The 20,201-nt window shown below is 65.2% G+C and carries 20 protein-coding genes; 12 read left to right on the plus strand and 8 right to left on the minus strand.

Features of this window, described 5'->3' with window-relative positions:
• Window positions 1–18: 18 nt before the first annotated feature.
• From ON40_RS47215 to ON40_RS47230, 4 genes are all read right to left on the minus strand, one after another.
• Window positions 19–1,212, minus strand: a complete 1,194-nt coding sequence (locus ON40_RS47215; protein WP_040832554.1) for a cytochrome P450 — start codon at window positions 1,210–1,212, stop codon at window positions 19–21.
• Between the two features lie 97 nt (window positions 1,213–1,309).
• Entirely contained in the window at window positions 1,310–2,113 is an 804-nt protein-coding gene (locus ON40_RS47220; protein ID WP_157186847.1) for a hypothetical protein, read from the minus strand.
• Window positions 2,114–2,269: 156 nt separating this feature from the next.
• Window positions 2,270–2,719: a hypothetical protein gene (locus tag ON40_RS47225; RefSeq protein WP_040832556.1), complete on the minus strand. Its 450-nt coding sequence runs from the start codon at window positions 2,717–2,719 to the stop codon at window positions 2,270–2,272.
• Between the two features lie 167 nt (window positions 2,720–2,886).
• Complete coding sequence (locus tag ON40_RS47230) at window positions 2,887–3,858, minus strand: SAM-dependent methyltransferase (RefSeq protein WP_083896469.1); 972 nt, start codon at window positions 3,856–3,858, stop codon at window positions 2,887–2,889.
• Window positions 3,859–4,233: 375 nt separating this feature from the next.
• On the opposite strand from ON40_RS47230, the gene ON40_RS47235 reads away from it, so the two are divergent.
• Window positions 4,234–4,440, plus strand: a complete 207-nt coding sequence (locus ON40_RS47235) for a DUF397 domain-containing protein (protein WP_040832558.1) — start codon at window positions 4,234–4,236, stop codon at window positions 4,438–4,440.
• Between the two features lie 93 nt (window positions 4,441–4,533).
• On the opposite strand, the gene ON40_RS47240 is transcribed toward ON40_RS47235, so the two are convergent.
• From ON40_RS47240 to ON40_RS47250, 3 genes are all read right to left on the minus strand, one after another.
• The gene (locus ON40_RS47240) at window positions 4,534–5,301 is read right to left on the minus strand and encodes an MFS transporter (RefSeq protein WP_083896470.1); all 768 of its coding nucleotides are present in this window, start codon (window positions 5,299–5,301) and stop codon (window positions 4,534–4,536) included.
• Window positions 5,302–5,415: 114 nt separating this feature from the next.
• Window positions 5,416–5,751, minus strand: a complete 336-nt coding sequence (locus ON40_RS49075; RefSeq protein WP_157186849.1) for a hypothetical protein — start codon at window positions 5,749–5,751, stop codon at window positions 5,416–5,418.
• Between the two features lie 235 nt (window positions 5,752–5,986).
• A complete protein-coding gene (locus tag ON40_RS47250) occupies window positions 5,987–6,637 on the minus strand; it encodes a TetR/AcrR family transcriptional regulator (RefSeq protein ID WP_040832560.1) in 651 nt (216 codons plus the stop codon).
• Between the two features lie 812 nt (window positions 6,638–7,449).
• Here ON40_RS47250 and ON40_RS47255 point away from each other — a divergent pair.
• The 8 genes from ON40_RS47255 to ON40_RS47290 all read left to right on the plus strand — a co-directional run bounded on the left by ON40_RS47255 (window position 7,450) and on the right by ON40_RS47290 (window position 15,022).
• Window positions 7,450–8,208, plus strand: coding sequence for an SDR family NAD(P)-dependent oxidoreductase (locus ON40_RS47255; protein WP_040832562.1), 759 nt, complete (start codon window positions 7,450–7,452; stop codon window positions 8,206–8,208).
• A gap of 5 nt (window positions 8,209–8,213) precedes the next feature.
• Entirely contained in the window at window positions 8,214–9,176 is a 963-nt protein-coding gene (locus ON40_RS47260; protein WP_040832695.1) for a TIGR03621 family F420-dependent LLM class oxidoreductase, read from the plus strand.
• Window positions 9,177–9,202: 26 nt separating this feature from the next.
• Window positions 9,203–10,081: an enoyl-CoA hydratase/isomerase family protein gene (locus ON40_RS47265; RefSeq protein WP_040832563.1), complete on the plus strand. Its 879-nt coding sequence runs from the start codon at window positions 9,203–9,205 to the stop codon at window positions 10,079–10,081.
• A gap of 117 nt (window positions 10,082–10,198) precedes the next feature.
• Window positions 10,199–11,488, plus strand: coding sequence for an aromatic ring-hydroxylating oxygenase subunit alpha (locus tag ON40_RS47270; protein WP_040832564.1), 1,290 nt, complete (start codon window positions 10,199–10,201; stop codon window positions 11,486–11,488).
• A 13-nt stretch (window positions 11,489–11,501) separates the two neighbouring features.
• Window positions 11,502–11,837, plus strand: a complete 336-nt coding sequence (locus tag ON40_RS47275) for a hypothetical protein (protein ID WP_040832565.1) — start codon at window positions 11,502–11,504, stop codon at window positions 11,835–11,837.
• Window positions 11,838–11,845: 8 nt separating this feature from the next.
• Window positions 11,846–12,682, plus strand: coding sequence for a TauD/TfdA dioxygenase family protein (locus ON40_RS47280; protein WP_040832566.1), 837 nt, complete (start codon window positions 11,846–11,848; stop codon window positions 12,680–12,682).
• A gap of 66 nt (window positions 12,683–12,748) precedes the next feature.
• Window positions 12,749–13,510, plus strand: a complete 762-nt coding sequence (locus ON40_RS47285) for an SDR family NAD(P)-dependent oxidoreductase (RefSeq protein WP_040832567.1) — start codon at window positions 12,749–12,751, stop codon at window positions 13,508–13,510.
• A 24-nt stretch (window positions 13,511–13,534) separates the two neighbouring features.
• Complete coding sequence (locus ON40_RS47290) at window positions 13,535–15,022, plus strand: aldehyde dehydrogenase family protein (protein WP_040832569.1); 1,488 nt, start codon at window positions 13,535–13,537, stop codon at window positions 15,020–15,022.
• Between the two features lie 52 nt (window positions 15,023–15,074).
• Here the strand turns inward: ON40_RS47290 and ON40_RS47295 are convergent, their stop codons facing one another.
• Entirely contained in the window at window positions 15,075–15,728 is a 654-nt protein-coding gene (locus tag ON40_RS47295) for a TetR/AcrR family transcriptional regulator (protein ID WP_040832572.1), read from the minus strand.
• Window positions 15,729–16,057: 329 nt separating this feature from the next.
• On the opposite strand from ON40_RS47295, the gene ON40_RS53815 reads away from it, so the two are divergent.
• The 3 genes from ON40_RS53815 to ON40_RS47310 all read left to right on the plus strand — a co-directional run bounded on the left by ON40_RS53815 (window position 16,058) and on the right by ON40_RS47310 (window position 20,160).
• Complete coding sequence (locus tag ON40_RS53815) at window positions 16,058–16,774, plus strand: hypothetical protein (protein ID WP_051194646.1); 717 nt, start codon at window positions 16,058–16,060, stop codon at window positions 16,772–16,774.
• A gap of 176 nt (window positions 16,775–16,950) precedes the next feature.
• A complete protein-coding gene (locus ON40_RS47305; RefSeq protein WP_040832573.1) occupies window positions 16,951–18,498 on the plus strand; it encodes an AMP-binding protein in 1,548 nt (515 codons plus the stop codon).
• Between the two features lie 48 nt (window positions 18,499–18,546).
• Window positions 18,547–20,160, plus strand: a complete 1,614-nt coding sequence (locus tag ON40_RS47310; protein WP_040832575.1) for an MFS transporter — start codon at window positions 18,547–18,549, stop codon at window positions 20,158–20,160.
• The last annotated feature ends 41 nt before the right edge of the window (window positions 20,161–20,201 follow it).

The raw sequence follows: 20,201 nt of genomic DNA on the forward strand, positions 1-20,201 counted from the left end.
GTTGTGGGGTAAGGGGATTCAGGGGACGGTCAGGGGGAGGGATTCCCAGCCTCGGACTGTGGAGGTTGGGGAGAGGGTCAGGGCGGTGGGGTCGACGTCCCAGGTCGGGAAGTGGGTGAGGAGTTCCTCGAGGGCGATCTTCGCTTCCAGGCGGGCCAGGGCCGCGCCGAGGCAGAAATGTGTGCCGAAACCGAAGGTGCGCAGGTTGGTCATCTTGCGGTGGATGTCGAAGCGGTCGGGATCGGACCAGCGGTCCTCGTCGCGGTTGGCGGAGGCGACCAGCAGCATGATGGCGCTGCCCGCGGGCACTGTGGCGCCGCGTATTTCGACGTCGGTGGTGACGTAGCGGGCGATCGCGTGGCCGGTGGGTTCGAGGCGCAGGGTCTCTTCGATGGCGTTCGGGATCAGGCGGGGATCGGCGACGAGTTCGGCGCGCTGATCCGGGTAACGGGCCAGCAGTGAACCCAGCCAGCCGATCAGCCGGGCGGTGGTCTCGTTGCCCGCACCGGCCACAACGGAGATGTAGGTCAGGATCTCCTGGCGGGTGAGGGTGCGCCGCACCCCTGCGGTGTCTTCGAATTCGGCGTGCAGCAACTCCGTCATCAGATCGTCGGACGGGTGGTCCGCGCGCCAGTCGATGTACTCCGCGAAGTGGTCCGCATGCGGAATCGCCTTGTCGGACACCTGCATCTGCTGTCCGGGCTCGGTGCGCAGGTTCGCGTCCGCGCGATCGCGGACGGCCTGCTGATCGGCCTCGGGAATCCCGAGCAACATGCCGATCACCCGCATCGGCACCTCGTTCGCGAACTCGGTCATGAGGTCGAAGTGGTCCTGTCCCGCCAGGCGTTCCAGCGAGCGGGTGCACATCTGGCGGATCTTGGGCTCGAGCGACAGCACCCGACGCGGCGTGAACACGCGCACCAGCAGCGACCGGTGAATATCGTGCGCCGGCGGGTCCTCCATCAGCAACGTCCCCGGCGGAATCTCGATACCGGCCTTGATGATCTCCAGAATCGGCCCGCGCGAGGAGGAGAACGTCTGCCAGTCCAGCAGCGCCCGATCGATGTCGTCGTGCTTGCTCAGCGCGTAGAAGTCGTGCCGATCGTTGTAGTAGAGCGGCGCCTCGGCCCGCAGCCGCTCGTACACCGGATACGGGTCGCCGGCGATGTCCCGATCGAAGGGATCCCAATAGACCGGATCTGCAGGACTCACGCGAAGCTCCTCGGCCTCTCCAGGGAGCCATCCTTCACTCTCCCCGTCGAGTAACTAAGTTACCACCGAGAAGAAGCTAGGTATTCGAATCGGAGAGTTATGTTCTCTCCCGGCCGCCTCGCAACTGGCGGATGTTCTCCAACCCGGGCGGCACCTGATCACCCACACGGGCCTGAGCCTTGTCGATGACATCCAGAACGTTCGCGAGATCCGCGCGAATCACCCCCTGCCGCACCAACTCCCGACGCCGCGCATCCACCTCCCGCTGCCTCGCCAGCCGCTCGGCCTCCCTCATCGCCGTCCGCTCCGCCGCCTGGCGATCACGACTCTCCCGGCCGATCGCCTCGATTCCCCGGACGACCTTCGCCCGCTGACGCTCTCGCCCCTGGGTCAACATGTCCTCCATCACCCGCGCCCGCTCCCCGGTCAGCCCGAGACTCGCCACCGTCTCCCGCCCCTGAACCTTCTCGTACCTGCGCACCTTCCGCATGGACCGAATCGCCGACCGGTGTGCCTCGGACAGCTCCCGCGCCGCGAACACCTTCCCCTCCGCCCGAGCCTGCTCGATCGCCCGCACATTCTCCGAGACGACCCGAGCAATGTCCTTCTTCCGCGTCTCGTTCTCCGTCGCCCGCACTTCCCGCCGCACACGCTCATCCCGGGCCCGCTCCAGCCGCGCCTGCTCCTTCGCCTCCCGCGCTTTCCTCTTCTCCAGATGCTTGGCAACGGTCAACGCCTGCCGAAGCTGTTCGCGCGAGACTTCCTGAACCGTGAATTGCCGAGGATATTTCTCCTGCAACTCCCTGATTTTGTCCTGCACCTCTTTGTCGATCCGCGCGCCCGCAACGACTGTCCAGTCGACAGAGCCACCGCGGTACATGTATCGGTCGTCTCTTGCCAACTGCGCCAGGGATCCCTCTTTGTCTACTCTGCCCGCCTTGTATTCGTATACCCGCCGAAGCTCGTTGTTTCGGACAGCGTATCGGCGGTAGTCTTCCTCGATTCGGTCGTTCCACTCGAATTCCAACGTCCCCCCATCGTTTGCGAATGCCAGAGTTCAGTTTTCGACCCACTCGGCCATCGGCGGCCGACCTGCTTTCACCCACTCTGCATAACCGTGGGCATTGCGGGTGAATATTTCGGACAGATAGTCGCCCCATTGCCGGTCCACGGCAGCGGTTACCAGATTGGCTACGTCCAGGTGGATGTCAATCCACTCGTGTCCGATGACCGGCCCGAAGTCCGGATAGCGTTTGCCGCCCATGCCGGGAACATTCAGCCATCGGCCTTCGAACTTCCGCCGGAACACCTCACCGAGGAAGCGCGTGATCTGATCTGCAATCTCGTGGTTCGCGGGTGCGGCGACATCCGACACCGTGCCGAAGCGGTCGATTATTTCACGCTCTACGCGGTCCAGCGCGGAGGCGGACCAGGGATCGTCCGGTATGTCCACAATCGTCTCGGTGAGGAACTCGGAGATCTGAGCGTCCATCAGATCGGGGTTCACCCACTCCAACCACTTCGGGTTTTCCTGATCATGTGCGAACTGAGCAAGCTCGGCCTCCCTTTCCGCCCGAAAATCGCCTATGTCCGTCTCCCCTCGCTACTGGCTATCCATGTCCACGATCCACCGAATATTAGCGCGCCCAGTCAGGCCCCGCGTAATAGTTCCGGTTATGTCCGACCGTCCAGCTGTCGCTTTATGCCGATTCCGGCCATACAGCACACCTCGTCGTAGCGGCGCGCGATGCGGATCGTTCCGTCCGGGTGCCATTCTTGCGGCGGGACGATCCCCGGATCGAGTACTTCCAATCCGGTGAAAAAGCTTTCGAACTCGGCCAGGGGCCGGGGAGTGTATGCGATGTTCGAGGACTCGTAGACGTGTCGAACGTCAGCCAAGACTTTCGGCGCGAAGTCAACCACCGTCTGGCACAACACCAGGGCCGAGCCCGGTGCCAAGGCGGCGGTCAGATCCCGAATCAGCTGCACTGCAGGAATATTCGCCCTCGAGTACTCTGTCGTGCCGACCAGTGAAACAACCACCGGCCGACGTAGGTCGATCACGGCTGCCGTCTCGACTCGGTCCAGGAGATCGCCGGTCGGATCGCATGAGAGCCAGAGCCTCTGGCCTTGGTCGCTGTGCTGGGAATGCAGTGCGGTGCCATGGGCGACCACGATCGGATCGTTGTCCGCGTAGATGATGCGGGCCGTCGGGCGTATCGAATCGATGATGATGTGAGCCTGCGGTTCGTAGCCGGGACCGACGATGAGGAACTGCTCCGCGCCGCGCCTCGCCAGTTCCGCGACAGCTCGACACTCGAAAGCGTTGCACGCCGGCGCGGATGCTGTCGCGGTCGGGAAGACCTTTCTCATCCGGTCACCGACCGCTCGATCTCTCTGGTAGTGATCCTTGCCCGCTGTCGGATAGCAGCGCACGCGTGCCGCCTGTGGCGTCGTGATGATGCGATCGATGTCGTCGGAAGACAGTTTGAGTGGCACACCGAGATCGGGCAGTCCAAGTGCCGCTGCATGATCCAGTGCGCAAGCTCGATGGACATCGATGCCCGTGACGAATGATCTTGCGGTGGAGAAGCTTCCACGCCCATCACCCGCCCGTCGGCCATGCGACGAGCGCGCACAGCACACGACGCATCAACTCGGGCGTCGGCTCGTCGACCTCCGGCAGATCGGTGCGGGTACCGGGCGATGCCCACCGCCAGTGCGCCCCTGAAATACGTTGCGGCAGTGAATCATACGCATGCTCAGGCATCCGTGCTCAGCCTTCCGTGCGCCAGTGGGCAGGAAGCCAGGGTAGTGCGACCCAAAGTCGTTATGCTGCAACGCTTGTCATAACTTCGGATAAGGATCAAGCCTCGGCCGGACAGGTTGGATACCACCCGTTTTTCGAAGGGGATGACCAAGTGAAGACTTCCGTACCGTCCACGAAACCCTCCAACGCTCTGCGCTGGGGGCACAAGAATCCCGAGATCGTCTCAGAAAGATAGCAAGGAGATACGACCAGTGACCATCGACCTCTCCAGTGCACGCTGGTTCAAATCATCGCAGTCCGGGGCGAAGACGGATTGCGTGGAAGTCGCTTGGCTGAAGGCCGGACACGTAGGGGTGCGAGACTCGAAGAATCCCACCGGCCCTGCGCTTATCTTCACTGCTGACGAGTGGAGCACGTTCACCGCCGGACTGCAGGAGGGCGAATTCAGCATATCCTGAAGTAGCGCAACGACTTACGGTTCTGAAGCCTCAGCTCTCTCGCGCGCGTCGAGTCACGATCGGAATTACCAACCAGCATCGGTAGATCCGGGCTCAGCGGGGAGGCTCCTGCGGCGGATATGGTGTGCCGTAGGGGGCCGGGTTCGGTTGTTGGGCAGGCCCTTGCGGCGGATATGGTGTGCCGTAGGGGGCCGGGTTCGGGTATTGAGCAGGTCCCTGCGGTGGGTACGGGGTGCCGTAGGGATTCGGGTGGGCGGGGCGTTTGGTTGAGGCGGTTCCGCTCACGGCGGTGACGATCACCGCGATGAGCAAGAACGGCACCGCTCCCAGGTAGGCCAAGTGGAAATTGATCGCGTCCATCATCAGCTGACCGATAACGGGCGCGACCACCGCCGCCAGGACGCCGAGCGCCGCCACCGTCGCGACCGCGATACCTCGCCGATCGTTGAGCCGGAGCACCAGCGCCACGATCACTCCGGCGGCCGCACCAGTGCCGAGCCCGCCCAGCACGCGCCCCACCAGCAGCAAGGTGCCGTCGGAGGCCAACGCGGTCAGCACGGTGCCGACGAGCATGACGCCGATCGCGGACAGGGTCACAGCTGTCGGGAATCGTGCACCGAGTGGAAGTCCGAGTCCGACGGCGAGTATTCCCGCGACCACATACGCGACGACGCAGGTCAGTAGCAGCGCTTGTCTGGATATGCCGAATTCGGCCTGGATCAGTGACCTTCCGTCGGTTCGGTAGATCGCGGTCAGCATGGCCAGGCCGATGATCACGGCGAGCCCGGGGCCGATCAGTGTCCACCCCGCACGGCCACCATTCGGCCGCGCCTCGGTCCGCTGCGGCGGCATAACGTACATGCACTTACCGTAGCTTTTGTGCGATCCGCGGTGGTCCACTCGACCGGAATCCGGCATCGCGAAAACGGTTGTGACTGTTATCCAAAACCCATCGGGTTCTGATCGCGAGTGTCGTCACCGGGCGATCACGAATCGCAGCGCCATCGGCTGATGGTCATGCGATCCAGGCAGGGGTTCCTCGTGGTGCGGGTTCCCCGGGGACCTGGGCGATGGCGTTTGCGTGGCCGCACACGAGAATGCGCACGTCGGTACCGACAGTTCGCCGTCGAGCACTGTCCAGATCTGCTCGGAGTCGAAGACGTGCAGCGGGCCGGAGGCGCCTGCTGTCATATCGACCTGCCACATCGAGAGACCGGCGGTATCGCCGACGGTCGGCGACGCGAGGGTGGTCATCACGCCGGCCGGAGTCTCGGAGCGGCGACGTTCGGTTGTGCGAATTACGGGGGACACGGGAAGCATCTTCAGAGACCGGGACGCCCGGGGAAGCGTTGCGCGGCCTCCCAGGCTGGATGACCTGAGCTGGTCCGCACCACTGGACCACCGAAATTGCCGATCCCAGATCGCCGAGCCATCAATCGGGCAACTCGCCGGCAAAGCACGATCGGTGATGCCGGTGGTCGAAAAACGGTGGCAGATAGCGTGATCAGCCTCCGGTATCACAGGGATTACAGCGACCCGACGTGAGCTACGGGCGGGAGTCGTCCTCGGCCTCGTCCGCGCGCGGCCGGGACGGGAGGATCTCCCGCGACCACGGCTTCCCCTCGAACAGGCTCACGAAGTCCTCCGCGAATTCGGCCAGTTCGCGGTGGCCCAGGGTGATGCCCAGGCTCGATTCGTTGACAAGGGTCGCGCCCAGGCTGCTGATCACCACCGACATCATCGCGGGCGACAGCCCCTCGACGTCGAATCCGCGACTGCTCAGGATGACGGTCAGCGCGGTGAGCTGACTTTCCCGATACCGCTCGGCGTAGGCGGCGATCTCGGCGCGGATCTCCTTGCGGTGGTTCGCCAGCGCCATGAATTCCATCAGCAGTGCGGTGCCGCGGGCGTCGGTGGCCGTCTCCCAGAGCGCGCGCATCGGATTATTCGAGGTCAGGGCCTTGCGCTGGCGTTCCAGATTGGCCTCGGCGCCCTTGCGGAAGACAGCCAGGAACAGGTCGTCCAGGGAGGGGAAGTAGTAGTAGACCAGGGCGGGATTCACCCCGATCTTCGCGGCGACGCGCCGGGTGGTGGCCCCCGCGTAACCCTCCTCCAACATGAGTTCGGCAGTCGCCTCGATCAGCTGATCGCGGGTGTCCGTATCGTCGCCGCGGCGACGCTTGCGCGGTGCACTCACAGGGCTTCCTCCCAACGGTGGTCCGCCACCACGTCCCGCTCGCCCACGCGCACGGCCACAGTGCCGGCGCGCGCCATCGATATGCGCGGTGCGCGCGGGAGCGATGCTGCACTCGCGAGCTCGCCGACGACTGCACTTCGCCGGCACCGGCCTCTCGTTGTGCGAGGTGTGCCCCGCGTCGATGCTTCACTCGCGGGCTCGTTCACGGCTGCCTCTCGCTGACGCCCGCTGCCGTTGTGCGCGGCGCGCGCTGTGCCGATGGTTCATTCGCGGGCTCGCTCACGTGACCGAATCTATCAACCGGTGACCGCTCGGCTGTCCGGCGGCAGCGTCTGCGACTCCGGCCGGGAATGCTAATCGATCGTTTAAGAACTTGGCACCCTGCACGCTTGATCTGCTGGCGATCTGGGGTAAGTGTGCAGGTAGATCTTGCGTGAAGCGTGCAGGTCGATCGCTGACGATTGACATGATTCGACGATAAGTGTTAAACATTTGTGGAGCAAGCGTCATCTGAATGACCCGTCTCGCAGCCCTGCGGAAGGCCTGGCTCAGGATCGCTTGCATGCTCTCCAAAGATGTTGGAGTGCACAGTATTTCATCACCATGGAGGTCGATCCGGTGGTTTCCGTCGAAGGGTTCGAAGGTTCTGTGGGGAACCGAATACTGATCGACCGATTAACATCCGTGATATCCCTCGGGGCGTGCGTGGCGGCCGCTGCGGCGCAACTGGGCGGGGTCGCCGGTCATCTCCGCTTCGCCGACAACGTCCTGGCCAAGGCCGCACCCGCGCAGATCGAAAGTGGTGCCACCCGATGAACGATTCGAACGATGGCGGACGCCTGGCCGGAAAGGTCGCGGTGATCACCGGAGCGGGGTCGGGCATCGGCCGGGCCAGTGCGCTGCTGTTCGCCCGCGAGGGGGCGAAGGTGGTCTGCGCGGATATCAGCGGCAGACAGGACAAGACCGCCGCCGATATCGGCGAGGCCGCGGTCGCGGTCCAGGTCGACGTCGCGAAATCCGTTGACGTGCAACAGATGATCGCCGCCGCGGTGAATTCGTTCGGGCGCCTGGACATCCTGTTCAACAACGCCGGAATGAGTGGCAAGCGGGGGCCGCTCGCGGAATTGGACGAGGACTCGTTCGACACCGTCGTCGCGGTCAATCTCAAGGGCGCGTTCCTCGGCATGAAGTACGCGATCCCGGCGATGCTGGCCTCGGGCGGCGGATCGGTGATCAACACGGCCTCGGCCTCGGCGCTGGTCGGCTGGAAGGGCATCGCGGCCTACGCCGCCGCGAAGGGCGGGATCGTGCAACTCACCAAATCCGCTGCGCTGGACTATGCGACGCAGAACATCCGGGTGAACGCGATCTGCCCCGGAATGACCTGGACCGGTTTGGCCGGCGCCCCCGAGGACAGCGAGCCGCCGACCGACGTGGTGCCACCGCAGCCGATGAAACGATGGGGCAAGCCCGTCGAATTGGCCTCGGCCGCACTGTTTCTCGCCAGCGACGAGTCCTCCTTCGTCACCGGGACCGCGATTCCGGTCGACGGCGGATACGTGGCCAGGTGAGTGCGATGAGCAGACCTTTCCGCTTCGCGGTGCAGGCCACCCGGGCGACGACGGCGGCGCAATGGCGGGACACCGCCACGCGTGTCGAGGCCGCCGGATATTCCACCCTGTTCCTGGCCGATCACTATCTGGGCAAGGGCCCTGCGGCGAAGGCGGCCAAATGGCCTCCGCAACATCTGGCTCCGATCGCGGCGATGTCCGTCGCCGCCGCGGTGACCAGCTCGCTTCGGATCGGGTGCCGGGTGTTCTGCGCGGACTACCACGTCCCCGGCGTGCTCATGAAGGAAGCGACCACGCTGGACCTGTTGTCCGACGGCAGACTGGAATTCGGCATCGGCGGCGGCTGGAGCGAGCCGGAGTACCGGGCCATGGGCGTCCCGTTCGCCCCGGGCCCGCAACGGATCTCGAAACTCGAAGAGTTCGTCGCGTTGTTCAAGGCGCACTGCGCGGGGGAACCGCTGGACTTCGCGGGCGAGTACGTCACCGCGCACGACTACGCGGGTTTGCCACTGCCCGTGCAGAAACCGCATCCGCCGATCATGATCGGCGGCGGCCGCAAACGGGTGTTGTCCCTGGCCGGGCGCGAGGCGGACATCGTCAGCATCAACAACGTCCCGTTCGACCCGGTCGACGCCGCGGGGCGCACGCCGCGGCAGGAAGCGGTGCGGCGATTGGGATTCGTGCGCGCGGGCGCCGGTGACCGGTTCGCGAGCCTGGATATCGAGAGTTCCCCGTTCTTCACCGCGGTCACCGACGATCCGGCTGCGGCGCTCGACCGGATCGCGGGGATGTTGCGCATCCCCGCGGGCGGTCTCGGTGATCACCCGAACGTTCTGGTCGGCACGGTCGATCGGATCGTCGAGCTGTTGCTCGAACGGCGAGAGATCTTCGGCGCCAACTACATCAGCGTGCAGCAGGGCGAATTCGAGGCGTTCGCGCCCGTCGTCGCGGCGCTGAACGGCAAATAGCGAGAGAAACTTCGGGAAGGATCGACATGGTCAAGCGTTCGCGCTACAGCGAATACAAGGATCGCTACCGGAACTATCGTTTCGAGCTCAGCGAGGACGGCATTCTGCTGATGCAGTGCCACACCGAGGGCGGCTCGCTGGTGTGGGACTGGAAGGCCCACGACGATATGGCCGACGCCTTCGCCGATGTCGCGGGCGATCGTGAGATCAAGGTGCTCATCCACACCGGCACCGGCGAGAACTACAACGCCGACTGGGGATTCATGCCCGACGGCTCACCCATCGATCCGCCGATCTATCAGGCCATGCCCGGTGATCGCGGGCTGTGGAAACTGGACGAGAAGGCCTGGTACAACCGCAATCTCATGTTCAACGTGCTGAACGTGGACGTGCCGATGATCAGCGCGGTGAACGGCCCGTGCAACATCCATTCCGAGGTACCGCTGATGGGCGATATCGTGCTCGCCTCGGAAGACGCCTGGTTCCAGGATGTTTCGCACTTCCCGCGCGGCCAGGTCCCCGGTGACGGGCAGCATGTGATCTGGAACTTCCTGGTCGGCCACAATCGCGGCCGCTATCTGCTGCTGACGGGCAAGAAGCTCGCGGCGCGCGAGGCGCTGGACTGGGGTGCGGTCGCCGAGGTGCATCCCAAGGACCAACTGCTGGACCGGGCCTGGGAATTGGCCCGCGAGCTGGTGAAACGCCCGCCGCTGACGTTGCGCTACACCCGCCAGCTGTTCACCCACGAGCTCAAGCGCGCCTTCCTGGACCAGATGGGGCAGGGCATCGGTTTCGAGACCTACGCCCAGCGCGGTTTCTTCCCGGCCGGCGGCCGGATGGAGGCGCTGGATCGGGCCTGGGACGACAAGCCCTGGTCCACCCCCGATCAGCCTGATACGCAATAGATTCCGAGGTTCTCGGGGCGCTGCTGCACCGCACCGCCGAGGAGATCGCCCACCTGCGCGACGCGGGTGTCATCTGGACGCTGTTTCCGAACCACGACAAGTCAGAAAGGTTGTGTCATGGCAATTCAGGAAAAACTCACCACCGGACGTGGCAAGTTCACGCCCGAGTATCCGGAGCTGGGCACCGGCCCGGTCGATTACGACGACGCGGTGTCCGAGGAGTTCTTCCGGGCCGAACGGGAGGCGGTGTTCAAGCGGTCTTGGCTGAAAGTCGGCCGGATGGAACAACTTCCACGCACCGGCAGTTACTTCACCCGGGAACTGCCCGGTCTCGGCTCGATCGTGATCGTGCGGCAGGCCGACGGCACCGTCAAGGCGCTGCACAACGTGTGCGCGCACCGCGGTAACAAGGTGGTGTGGCAGGAACATCCGGCCGAGGAGACCGCGGGCTCGTGTCGCGTGTTCACCTGCAAATACCACGGCTGGCGCTACGGCCTGGACGGCAAGGTCGCGCACGTCACCAACGAGGACCAGTTCTTCGACCTGGACAAGGGCGCCCTGGGCATGCCGGAGTTGCACTGCGACACCTGGGCCGGATTCATCTTCGTGAATTTCGATCCGCACGCCCAGCCGCTGCGCACCTTCCTCGGCCCGAAGTTCACCGAGGTGGAGAGCTACCCGTTCGAGCAGTTGACCGAGCGTTACGCCTACAAGACCCGGGTCAAGGGCAACTGGAAGTTGTCGATCGACACGATTCTGGAGTGGTACCACCCGCCGTACGTGCACGGCCGGTTCATCAATCCGGACGTGTCGAAGGCGGAGAAACTGGTGCCGCCGCCGGACGCGTACTACTACGACCTGTTCACCTCGCACATGCTGAACTCGGTGCCCGGCCCGCCGCAGCTGCCGCCGCGCGCCCCCGGCGAGCTCGGCCCGGCGAAGCGGGATCAGCGCTGGATCTACAAGCTGTTGCGGGCCGGGCTGTTCGGCCCCGACGACGTCGCCGACCTCGGGGCCCTGCCGGACGTGCTGAACCCCGGCCGGATCAAGTCCTGGGGTAACGACGCCTACTGGTTGTTCCCGAACTTCTCGGTGCAGATCTGGGCCCGCAATTTCTACATCACCTACCAGTACTGGCCCGAAGCGGTCGACTCGCACACCTACGAGCTCGACATCTATTTCGCGCCGCCGCGCAACGCCGCCGAACGGCTGGCGCAGGAGATGACCGCGCAGACCACCATCGAATTCGCGATGCAGGACTCGAACACCGTCGAGGCCACGCATTCGGCGCTGGCGACCGGCGCCAACCGGCAATTCCATCTCTCGGATCAGGAATTGATGATCCGCAACTTCCACAAGGTCATCCGGGACGCGGTGACCGCCCACCAGGCCCTCGACCAGAAATAAGGAGGAGCATCCGATGACGACCGCGGTTCTCCCCGAAGCATTCCGCGACCTCGAGCCCTATGTCGGCGAGTGGGCCAAGCCCACCCGGCAGGAGCGGTACGACACCCGGCTCGCGAGCACCATCGAACAACTCGACGCGTTCTACGACGCCATCGCCCCACACGCCGAGGCGGCCATCGAGCACCTGAACACGTTCGATCTGAACGAGTTGCCCGAGGCCGAGACCCGGCTGCTGTGGCTGATGTATTCGCTGGTGATGGTCTCCTATCCGGTGAACGTGTTCAAGCAGCCGCGTATCCCCGATTCCGGCGCTTCGTTCTTCGACACCGTTTCCGAACCCGCGGTGTGAGGCCGGTCATGGGACACAACGTTTCGGAACTCACGCCCACCACCGGCGTGGAGTTCACCGGCGTGCCGGGCGGTGAACTGCTCGACGAGAAGATCGCCGCGCAGACACTGGATGCCCTGGAACGCCGTGGCGTCGTGGTATTCCGGGAGGCACACGCGACCGACGACCAGTTGGTCGCGTTCGCGCGGCTGCTCGGGGAGGTGGTGCCGCTGCCGATGGGGAGTCATCCGAAATACCGTGAGATACAGAAGATCACGCGTGATGCGTCGAAGAGCAAACTCGCCGCGTACCGGGAGGGCACCTTCCACTGGCACATCGATGGATCCACCGATGCGGTGCCGAGCCGGGCGACATTGCTGACCGCGCGGGAGATCTCCGGCGACGGCGACGGCGACACCGAATTCGCGAATACCTATGCTGCGTATGAGGGTTTGCCCGAGGACGAGAAGCGTGAACTCGACGGTCTGCGGGTGGTGCACAGTTTCGCCGCGTCGCAGCTGCTGGTCGAGCCGAATCCGTCCGAACAGGAGCGTGCGGCGTGGGATCGCAACCCCTCGCGCGAACATCCGCTGGTGTGGACCCATCGCAACGGCCGCAGATCCATGCTGCTGGGGTCCACCGCCGACACGGTCGTGGGCCGCTCACCCGCTGAGGGACGAAAACTGTTGGACCGCTTGCTGGAATGGTCGACTCAGCCGCAGTACGTGGTCCGGCACACCTGGCAGGTCGGCGATCTGGTCGTCTGGGACAACACCGGCATGCTGCATCGCGCACTCCCGTACGGGCCCACGTCGACTCGTCTGATGCACCGTGCATCGCTGGCGGGCGAGGAGGCGGTCGCATGAGTGAACGGACAGCCGACGTGGTCGGTTCAGGCTCGTGCCCGAGCGGAATGTCTGCGAGGTTGCGGCATGAGTGAGCAGGCCGGGCGGGTTGCGGTAGTGACCGGCGGTGGTTCCGGAATCGGCCGAGCCATCTCACATCAATTGGCGGCGAACGGGTTTCAGGTCGCGATCCTGGATCTGAACGGTACGGCCGCGAAGACGGTCGCCGAGGAGATCCGCGCGGCGGGATATTCGGCGACGGCCTTCGGCGAGGTCGACATCTCCTCGCGCAGTCAGGTCGACGCCGCGATCGAGCGGGTGCGCGCGGAACTCGGGCCGGTCCTGGTCCTGGTGAACAACGCGGGGCTGACCGGGTTCAAGAAGTTCCTGCACATCACCGACGAGGTCTGGCGGCGGACCCTGGCGGTCAATCTGGACGGCACGTTCTACTGCTGCCAGGCGGCCGTGCCGGACATGCTGGCCGCCGGGTGGGGACGGATCATCAACATCTCCTCCTCCAGCGCCCATTCCGGCCAGCAGTTCATGAGTCACTACGTCGCGGCCAAGGCCGGTGTCATCGGGTTCACGAAATCCCTTGCGCTGGAACTGGGTCCGTCGGGAATCACGGTGAACACGATTCCGCCCGGTTTCGTGGACACCCCCATGCTGCGCAATTCGGAGAGTCACGGGCTGCTCGGCGGCACGGTGGATCACCACGCCGAACTCACGCCGGTGCGCCGCGCGGGCAGACCGGAGGACATCGCGGCGGCCTGCGCATTCCTGGTCTCGGAGGACGCCGGATACATCACCGGGCAGGTGCTGGGCGTCAACGGTGGCCGAAATACCTGAGTACGAACATCTTTGGAGACGATCATGACCACGGACCGATCAGCGGCATCTGTCGCCGCGGACGAGTCGAAGGCCGACCGGCAACTGTTGATCGGCGGACGGCTCGTCGACGCGGAGCGGACCTATCCGTCGTACAACCCGGCCACCGAGGCCCTGGTGGGCCATGCCCCCGATGCGACGGTGAACGACGCCCACCTGGCGATCGCCGCGGCGCGCGAGGCATTCGACAACGGAGTCTGGGCGACCGATGTCGGTCTGCGCATCCGGTGCCTGGAACAACTGCATCAGGCGTTGACCGACCACGTCGAGGAACTGCGCGCGCTCACCATCGCCGAGGTCGGTGCGACGCTGTCCCTCACGCGCGCAGCGCAATTGGAGGATCCGATCAAGATCGTGCGGTACTACGCCGATCTGCTGAAGACGTACTCCTTCACCGAGGATCTGGGCCCGGTCGAGTATCTCGGCCGGCAGCACCGGCGTTGGGTGGAGAAGGAGGCCGCGGGCGTGGTGTCGGCGATCGTCGCCTACAACTACCCGAATCAGCTCGCGCTGGCGAAACTGGCGCCCGCGCTGGCGGCCGGATGCACGGTGGTGCTCAAGGCCGCCCCGGCCACCCCGTTGGTGACCCTTGCTCTGGGCGAGATCATCGAGAAATACACCGACATCCCGCCCGGTGTCGTGAATATCCTTTCCTCCCAGGAGGTTTCGGTCGGCGAGGCGTTGACCATCCATCCCGAGGTGGACCTGATCACCTTCACCGGGTCGACCTCGGTGGGCCGGTCGATCATGTCCGCGGCCGGAAACGGGCTCAAACGGGTATTCCTGGAGCTGGGCGGTAAATCGGCCGCGATCGCACTCGACGACGCCGACTACAAGGGCGTCGGGCAGTACGCGGCGTTCGCCGCGACGCTCAATGCCGGGCAGGCATGCGCGCTCACCACGCGCCTGCTGGTGCCGCGCGCGGATCACGATGCCGTCGTCGAGCTCGTCGCGGCCAATATGGCGCGGGTGCGCTTCGGCGACCCGAACGACCGCAAAACCTATATGGGCCCGTTGATCAGCGCGGCGCAGCGCGAGAAGGTCGACGGTCTGGTCCAGCGCGCCGTGGCCGAGGGTGCGAACTTGGTGACCGGCGGTGAGAAGGTCGGGCCGGGATACTTCTACACGCCCACACTGCTCGCGGGCGTCGATCCGAACAGCGAGATCGCCCAGGAGGAGGTGTTCGGCCCGGTGCTGGCGGTGATCGCGCACGACGGCGACGACGACGCGGTCCGCATCGCGAACAACTCCGCCTACGGCCTGTCCGGCGCGGTGTTCAGCGCCGACCACGATCGTGCACTCGCGGTGGCCCGCCGGGTTCGCACCGGCACGTTCAGCATCAACGGCGGCAACTACTTCTTCCCCGACGCGCCCTTCGGCGGATACAAACAGTCCGGCATCGGCCGCGAGATGGGCGTGGCGGGTCTGGAGGAATTCCTGGAACGAAAAACCTTGGCGTCCATACTCGGCTGAGCCCGGCAATTCGAAACTCGGTGCGGCCGGTTCTTTTCCGGCCGCAGCGCAGTCACTTCTTCGTGAAACCGCGGGCGCAGAAGTCCCAGACTTCCTCGCCGGTCACCGGATACTGGGTTTCGTTCTCGGGATCCTCGGCGGATTGCGCGCTGAACATGACGGTCTGCATGACCATCGCGGCCATGCGCCGGGGAATGACGCCCTTGCGCAGGTGCCCGGCCTGTTCGGCCTCCTCCAGCAATTCGGTGAACAGCATGAGCACCGGGGCGTGCGCGAGTTTCACCTGGGCGGGATGGGTCACCAGCAGCTGCGGTGCGAAATCGGTGAACAGCGGCCGTCGCGCGGTCGGGTCCGGGCGGCACAGCTCGAACAGCAGCTCGATGACGATCCGCAGGCGCTGCACGGGATCGGATGCGTTGGTGGCCGCGACGCGCAGTTGGTCGGCGGTGCGGACCAGGGAGTCCTCGAACAATGCCAGCAGCAGTTCATGTTTGCTGTCGAACTGCAGGTAGAAGCTGCGCAGGGATTGCCGGGAGCGGTCCACGACCTCCTGGACGGTGAAGTCGGTGGTGCCCTTCTCGGTGATCAGTGCCTGCGCGGCGTCGAGGAAGCGCTGCACCCGCTGCTCGGCTCGCATCTTGGCGGTGCGCAGCGACCGCTCGACCGCGCGTTGCTTCCAGCCCGGTTCTTCGATGGGGCTTGTCACGGATGAACCTGTTCCTTGTCACTTGTGCAGAACATTGTTGCACTGTACCGGAGAATGTGATGTCGCCTGCCGTCTCCGATCCGCTCTTCATCCATGCGTGCGCGGCATCGGGCCATCACGAATCGGTACCGAAAGATCTTGGTTGAGAGCCTTGTCACACCAACGGTGGGCGATCTATCGTGGTGACCAACCTACTTGAGAGTTAGTAGGTTTGGTCGAGGAGGAATGCGGTGCGGCCCACCGCCGGCTTCCCCCAGCCCGGCTCGGTCGGGGCGTAACGCCGACCGTCGAGGCGGTGACATGCACTCATCAACCGGACGGGAATTCATATGGTTGTTCGATCCCTCGATACCGTCGATCCGGGTGTGGGCGCGATTCGCTCGGTCGCCGATGCGCGCGCGCACGCCTGCAGGCATCGGTTGCGGTACCGGGTGGCGATCATCGCCCCGAACGTCGTCGACGCCGTGCGCTCGGTGGGCGGCTGGGTCTTCGATCGGGTCATGGCGGGTTGGGAGGTCACCGTCGTGGTGCCGGATCTGGCGGATCGGGCGCCGTTGCAGATCCTCGGGGCCATCGTGGTGAACACGGAGGACGCGCTCGGTTCACCGCCGGACGCCGTGCAGATCTGGCCGCACGAACTCGTGGTCGCCGCAACGGTATTCGACTCCGATTCCCGGGTGCGTTCGGGTGTGACGGCCAATCTCGAGGCACATGGCGAGGAGATCATGTTCTGGGGCCGGTGCGAGGGTCGCGTCCGCGGCGTCGAACATCGGCTGTCCGCGGCCGCGCGGGCGTTCAAGGCCAGCGCGCTGACGCTCGCCGGGGAATCGTTCGAATCCGTCCCGGGCGTCGAGACCTTCCATCGCCGCGGCCCGCGCAGCGGATTCGAGGCCGATCTGGTGCATCTGAGCTCGTGGCCGCGTGCCCGCGGCGGGGCGATGGACTCCTTCGGCTCGGAAATCCGGCCGGACGCCGCCGCGGACGCCGTGGTCATCGACATCACGCGAGATGTGCGCCGCCTCCGATACAACGAATCCAACCAATAGTTCTCTTTTTCCTACCAATTCGCTCTCGAGAATGAGAAGCGCGTTCTACTCTCGACTAGAGCCCGGTTCTCGAACCGGGCCCCGCCGGGACGAATTCCCGGCGTCGAATCTCGGATCACCTCGATGGAGCGGCGGAGCGAGCCGCCGACTGTCGTACAGGGCATTGGAGCTCGACTATGCGTGTTGTCCCACCGGATCTGGTCGAACGGTACGAACGCGAGGGGTGGTGGACCGCCGACACGATCGCGGATCTGCTCACTCGCGGATTGGCCGACGCACCGGACACCGAGTTCCGCGTCCATTCCACCGCCCGGCCGTGGTCGGGCACTTTTCGCGACGTCGAACTGGTGGCGCGACGACTGGCCGGCGGCCTGCGCGCCCGCGGCGTCACCGCCGGAGATGCCGTCGCGTTCCAACTGCCGAACTGGATGGAGGCGGCGGCCGCGTTCTGGGCGGCCTCGCTGCTGGGCGCGGTGGTGGTGCCCATCGTGCACATCTACGGGCATCGGGAAGTGGGCCACATCCTCGAATCGGTCCGGCCGCGGGTGTTCCTCACCGCCGACCGATTCGGTTCGCGCACTTACGATCCCGAGGTGTACGCCGAGGTGCCCGTCGTCGGCGTCGTGGGCGGGAAGGATCCCGGCACGGACTTCGACGCCCTGCTCGCCGACCAGGCGTGGCAGGGGCAGGCCGCGGTGGATCCGGCCGCGCCGGTGCTGATCGCCTTCACCTCCGGAACCACCAGCGCGCCCAAGGGTGTGGTGCACAGCCACCGGACCCTGCTGTTCGAGACCCGGCAGATGACCGCGCGACGTCCCGCCGATCTGACCCCGCAACTCATCACCGCACCGGTCGGGCACTTCATCGGCATGCTGACCGCATTCCTGGTCCCGGTGCTGGAGGGCAGCACGATCGATATGGTCGACACCTGGAATCCCGAACAGGTGCTCGAGCTGATGACCACGCACGGCATCGCCGTCGGCGGCGGCGTGCCGTACTACATGACGAGTCTGATCGATCATCCGAACTTCACCCCCGAACATCTGGCCTTGATCAAGTACGCCGGGCTGGGCGGAGCACCCGTGCCGGTCGCGGTGGTGGAGCGGCTCACGGCGCTGGGGATCGAGGTGGCGCGGTCCTACGGGAGTACCGAACATCCGTCGATGACGGTGTCGGAGTACACCGATTCCCGCGACAAGCGGATCTACACCGACGGCTGCCCGGCGTGCGGTGTAGAGGTGCGCCTGACCGAGGGCGGCGAAATCCTCAGTCGCGGACCGGATCTGTGCGTGGGCTACACCGACGACGCGCTCACCACCGCGCGATTCGACGCGCAGGGCTGGTATCACAGCGGGGACGTCGCCACGCTCGATGCCGACGGCTACATCACGATCACCGACCGCACCACCGATCTGATCATTCGCGGCGGGGAGAACATCAGCGCACTCGAGGTCGAGGACGTACTGATCACCATGCCGGGCGTGGTCGAGGCGGCGGCCGTGGCCGCACCCGATACCCGCCTGGGCGAGCACGTCGCCGCGGTGCTGCGGCCGGCCGCCGATATTCCGGCTCCCACCCTCGAGGATTTGCGCGCGCATTTCGCGAACGCCGGTCTGGCCAAACAGAAATGGCCAGAGGAGATCCACATCGTGACCGACTTCCCGCGCACGGCGAGCGGCAAGGTCCAGAAATTCCTGCTGCGCCGGAACCTGCGTTCCGCGTAATTCCCGGCGTCTTTTCGCCGTTCGTTCCATTCCTTCCGGGAGACACCCATGTCCACAACCCAGACCAGTCCGGTGCCGGACGATACCGGCGCAGCGGTCACCCACAGCGCCGGCCGACTCGACGACGCCTCGAAATTCCGCATCGCCGCGATACTCCTGGTGATCGTGCTCTACACCGAAATCGCCCCGCTGCAGTACACGATGGTCGCCGCGGCGCTGCAGAAGATGACCACGACGTTCCCCACGGTCGGCGGCAACATCAACTGGGCAGTGATCATCCTCGGACTCGTAGGCGCCTCGGCCACACCGGTTCTCGGCAAGGCGAGCGATATCTGGGGTAAGAAGCGGATGCTGCTCGTATGCGGGGTGCTGTTCCTCGCCGGATGCGTGATCTGCGCCTCGACGAGCAACTGGACCATTTTCCTGATCGGGCGCGGATTGTCCGCATTCGCCATCGCGACCCAGTTCATCTCCTACGGACTGGTGCGAGACCTGTTGCCCCGCAAGTATGTTCCGATCGGGCTCGGCTTCATCGGAACCGGCGTCGGCTTCTCCGGTGTGGCCGCGCCGCTGATCGGCGGAGTGCTGGTCGACCATTTCGACTGGCGGTCGATGTTCTGGTTCCTGGCCATCTTCACCATCGTGCTGACCCCGCTGGTGATCTTCGTGGTGCCGGAATCCACTGTGCGGCTGTGGGACCGGATCGATCCGTTCGGCGCGGTGCTGCTGTCCGCGGGTGCGCTGCTGACCCTGTTGTACCTGGACAACGGGCAGAACTGGGGCTGGACGCGAGCGACGAGTCTGCTGTGGCTGATCGTCGGCCTGCTCCTGCTGGTGTCCTTCGTCGTCGTCGAGCGTCGGGTGTCGCGGCCGATCATGGATATGCGGCTACTGCTGAATCCCAAGGTCAGCGTCGTTTTGTTGATGACGGTCATCGGTATGGGGATCACCGCCGTGCAGCCGCTGGCGCTGGGATACATGACCCAGACGCCGAACAGCGATACGTTGCGCGGGCAGATCGCCGAGGGTGCGGTGGCGCACGCGCAGGCCGCGGGACATCCGATACCGCGGGACATGATCCGCGTATTCCTGGACCCCGGTTACAGTTACGGCAACGGGTACGGCATGGTCCAGTACGCGGTGCACATCGGTATGTGGGCCGGGGTGCTGGGGATGATCGTCGGGCCGTTCGCCGGAGCGCTGATCCGCCGGATCGGCGGGCGGATACCCGCGATCATCGCCTTCGCGCTGCTGACCGTGTCCGCCATCGGATTCGCCGTCTCGCAGTACAGCCTGGTCACCTATCTGGTGCTGTACATCCTGTCCGGCATCGCCTTCGGCTTCCTGTACGCCGCGCTGCCTTCCCTGATCGTCGAGGCGGTGCCGCCGGAGCAGCAGGGCATCAGCAGCGGAATGCTCGGTGTGACAACCAGTTTGGGCACCGGTGCGGCCATGGCGGTGACGACGGCGCTGCTGAACAACAACCCGGTCGTCGCGCACATCGATATCGCGGGTCATACGACGAGCCAGGTGATTCCGCAGGTGTTCGCCGATCGCGGATACACCGACGGTTTCTGGGTGATGGTCGGCACGACCGCCGTCGCCCTGGTCATCGCGGTGCTGATGCGGCACGGCCGCAAACCGGCCACCGGCGGGGAGTGACGCGGCGAGGTGAATAACGCAGCGCCCGTTCGTATTCGAAC

Source organism: Nocardia jiangxiensis NBRC 101359 (assembly GCF_000308615.1).
Lineage (GTDB): Bacteria > Actinomycetota > Actinomycetes > Mycobacteriales > Mycobacteriaceae > Nocardia > Nocardia jiangxiensis.

Bases quoted from the DNA above. Each gene is read 5' to 3' on its own strand.
- ON40_RS53815 (WP_051194646.1), top strand. From the start codon at position 16,058: ATGGTTGTTCGATCCCTCGATACCGTCGATCCGGGTGTGGGCGCGATT.
- ON40_RS47290 (WP_040832569.1), top strand. From the start codon at position 13,535: ATGACCACGGACCGATCAGCGGCATCTGTCGCCGCGGACGAGTCGAAG.
- ON40_RS47280 (WP_040832566.1), top strand. From the start codon at position 11,846: ATGGGACACAACGTTTCGGAACTCACGCCCACCACCGGCGTGGAGTTC.
- ON40_RS47275 (WP_040832565.1), top strand. From the start codon at position 11,502: ATGACGACCGCGGTTCTCCCCGAAGCATTCCGCGACCTCGAGCCCTAT.
- ON40_RS47255 (WP_040832562.1), top strand. From the start codon at position 7,450: ATGAACGATTCGAACGATGGCGGACGCCTGGCCGGAAAGGTCGCGGTG.
- ON40_RS47260 (WP_040832695.1), top strand. From the start codon at position 8,214: ATGAGCAGACCTTTCCGCTTCGCGGTGCAGGCCACCCGGGCGACGACG.
- ON40_RS47240 (WP_083896470.1), bottom strand. From the start codon at position 5,301: ATGTACGTTATGCCGCCGCAGCGGACCGAGGCGCGGCCGAATGGTGGC.
- ON40_RS47270 (WP_040832564.1), top strand. From the start codon at position 10,199: ATGGCAATTCAGGAAAAACTCACCACCGGACGTGGCAAGTTCACGCCC.
- ON40_RS47285 (WP_040832567.1), top strand. From the start codon at position 12,749: ATGAGTGAGCAGGCCGGGCGGGTTGCGGTAGTGACCGGCGGTGGTTCC.
- ON40_RS47310 (WP_040832575.1), top strand. From the start codon at position 18,547: ATGTCCACAACCCAGACCAGTCCGGTGCCGGACGATACCGGCGCAGCG.
- ON40_RS47305 (WP_040832573.1), top strand. From the start codon at position 16,951: ATGCGTGTTGTCCCACCGGATCTGGTCGAACGGTACGAACGCGAGGGG.
- ON40_RS47265 (WP_040832563.1), top strand. From the start codon at position 9,203: ATGGTCAAGCGTTCGCGCTACAGCGAATACAAGGATCGCTACCGGAAC.